The 3049-nt window shown below is 57.9% G+C and carries 2 protein-coding genes and 1 pseudogene; 2 read left to right on the top strand and 1 reads right to left on the bottom strand.

The window, feature by feature from the left end; genetic code table 11:
• Nucleotides 1–16 precede the first annotated feature (16 nt).
• A complete protein-coding gene (locus AC1D34_RS35915) occupies nucleotides 17–820 on the bottom strand; it encodes a carbohydrate binding domain-containing protein (protein WP_476826831.1) in 804 nt (267 codons plus the stop codon).
• A 487-nt stretch (nucleotides 821–1307) separates the two neighbouring features.
• Between AC1D34_RS35915 and AC1D34_RS35920 the strand changes: the two genes are divergently transcribed.
• Both AC1D34_RS35920 and AC1D34_RS35925 read left to right on the top strand, forming a co-directional pair.
• Nucleotides 1308–2222, top strand: a complete 915-nt coding sequence (locus AC1D34_RS35920) for a hypothetical protein (RefSeq protein WP_476826832.1) — start codon at nucleotides 1308–1310, stop codon at nucleotides 2220–2222.
• Nucleotides 2223–2511: 289 nt separating this feature from the next.
• A pseudogene (locus AC1D34_RS35925) lies at nucleotides 2512–3049 on the top strand (type I secretion system permease/ATPase); the annotation flags it as partial.

Genomic DNA, 3049 nt, shown 5'->3' on the forward strand with positions numbered 1-3049 from the left:
CCCCCAACTCTCTTAATCAGATGATAGGCACCAAGCTCACGTTATCAATGAGAACACCGTAGCCGTTATTTTGGCTCACCAGTTCCGTAAATCCAATACTGTCATCGCCGTCACCGGTAACGACCGCCGAAAACTGAGTCCAACCGGTGTCGGTGGCCACAACTGTTTCGATGACGCCCCCATCCCAAAGGACCTGAAAGTCGCTCGAGCCAACCCCCGGACTATTCCCGCGGGCGGCGTAGTCGAAGGTAAGCAGGTACTCACGACTGTCAGTGGTGTCGACTTGTTGCGTGATGCTATCGATCGCACCAGCCGCATCCAGCTCTACCAGATTGTGGCCGTCGGTGGCGGTTACTCCGTTGTGCGCGTTCCACACTTCGACCGCTCCGCCTGGCGTTGCAGTCCCAGTCCAATCTGGCTCGACCATGAAAGCAAACTGTCCCGAAGGAGGGCTAGCCCCCTCAAAGCTGCCGTTGTCGATGAGGTTATCGACAGACGAAGCCTGGAAGTGAACCGAAGCCTCGCTCAAAGCACCGTTACCCAATTGAATGGTGTAGGTGAACGTGAAATCGGCGACTTCATCCGGGCTCAAATCGCCAATATTCAGGAGGAGCGTTCCATCGGCGGCCGATTCCCAAGTCACGCCGTCGGGCAGACCTTGCACATCGACAATCGTTTTTGCGTTGCCGCCTTTGTCATTGGCAAGAACGTCGAGAGYGTACTGACCGCCATCAGCCTCACTACCAAAAATATAATCATCGTCTACTGCTTGTGGAAGCTTAGCCGCGTTTACTTGATGAACTGCAATAGCTGTAGACATCTGAAATCCCMCAAGCAATCAGGCCGCCGTGACCTTTGCGTACGCAAAAGGCGATATGAACCTCTTAAAGTCAAGGTCAATTTCATTCGCCAATATTTTCCAATATTTTCCATTTTAGCGAAGCGCAAAGTCAACAAGGCGCCTCATCATGGGTTCTTCCAAGCGGCAGAATCTAAGACCTTCGTCGCTATCGCGACCGATCGATCGCTGACACACTCAAAGCAACTAAGTTCCTGTGGGGGGAATCAACATGATGGAATTTCGGCGAGGGCTGCGCCACAGGCGCGGCAACTGCGGTGGCGCTCGTTCGATGGCGTGTTGCCAAAAGCGCTCCTTGGGGCGCTGATCAGGCAGGACCACCACTTCAGATCGCATTTGGCCGCATCTACCAAATGTTTGGCATGGGTTCGCATGTTCTCACCAGCGTCCATGTGCCATAAATTTGCGGGGACATGTCTCAACCTCGCGACTTCTCTTGAGACATAACGTGAGTATTATCATGGCTACATCTCCTACAAGTAAATCTGCACTTCTGTCTGGCGCTGCGAAAGACGATGCCGTTGGCCTTAACGGGGATTTCACTTTCACCATCGCTGATCTGCTGGCGAACGATCCAGGTGGCGCCGCCAAGGTCAGCACCGGAACGCAGTTTTTCTTTGGTGACACTGCTGCGGATCAGGCTGATCAGGTCACGTATTTGGCGACGCACGGCATCATTGACAACGGCGACGGCTCCTACACGCTGACCGCTGACGCTACTGACTTCAAGTACTTCGTGCAGATCGGTAACAAGGGAACGTGGTCGCAGGCCGATGTCGAAGTCACTGCGCCAGAGCCTACGCCAGAGCCCCACAAGGGAGATTTTCTCTTTGGCGAGAATTTCGACGGCATCGAAGGCAGCGTCATCCCCGCCWGCGGTAGCTTCTGGCAACCAGTCGATCTTGCGGTTCACGGGTGGACCGGTGCTACCGGCGTCGAGCTTGGTGCCAACGGTTATCTGACCATCCCCACCACGTCAGGCGACGGCAATCAGGCTTTCTGGCTCGACACCCAGAAAAGCCCGGGACCGATCGACATCAGCCACGAGTTCACCGACTTGACGGCTGCCGTTGATGGCAAGACGGCGGTGCTGTCGTTCGACATCGCCAAGCAGTCCTTCGATGGTCACACGACTTCCGCTAATGCGACGCTCGAAGTCAGGATCGACAACGTGGCAGTGGCTACGATCGCCGCTGCCGATCTGGCGAACTTCAACGAGATGTACCACTACGAGATCGGCATCACCGGCTATGCCGAAATGGGCGACGACATCCACACGCTGTCGCTGGTGGATACGACCAACGAGTTCGTCTTCAACGGCTTCTCGGTGGACTCGGTCCAGATCAACGACTGGGTCATCTAAGCGCCAAGGGGGAGGCAGCGATTGGCTGCCTCCCCAGTTGCACCAACACCGAGGCCGATAGCCTCGTCTGGGACCCGGGCTTCCAGCATGGGGGACCTAAAATCGCCGCTCTCGTCAGCGGCGCGGACCACCACGAGAGCCGGGCCATCAAGTTGTCCCAAACCCAGTACGCATCACCGCGATAATGGGCCGGCACCTTCCGACAATATCCTGTCGGAAATGCACAAGACCCAACCACGGCCTTCGGAATAGCTCAGGCCGTATTCCCTCGTCAGGATGTTTTTGAGGCATGACCACTGCAGGACCTCCCTATGCGCGAGCCCTGAGCCGCTCCCGCGGGGCATTTTTGACCATGGGGATGATCTCGGGCGCGATCAACATCCTGACGCTCACCGGCTCCCTGTTCATGTTGCAGGTCTACGACCGGGTGCTGCCGAGCCGGCAGGTCCCGACGCTGGTCGCCCTTCTTGGCGTTGTCGTCTTTCTATACGCGGTGCAGGCCGTCCTCGAGGCGATCCGCTCGCGCATGATCGCCCGCATCGGCCGGCGGCTGGACGAAGATTTGCAAGGCGAGGCCTTCCGGGCCGCCGTCACCCTGCCGCTGCTCGCGAATGCCGGCCAGGAGCGGATCGACCCGGTCCGCGATCTCGACCAGGTCCGGCAGTTCGCCAGCTCTCCCGGCCCGGCCGCGCTGTTCGATCTGCCCTGGGTTCCGCTCTACCTCATCATCTGCTTCCTGTTTCATCCCTGGCTCGGCTGGCTGACCTTCCTTGGCGCCGCTATCGTCTCAGCGCTCGCGATCTGGGGCGAATTGCGGGCCCGCAGCA

This window comes from Allobosea sp. P1_A7, assembly GCF_056406775.1.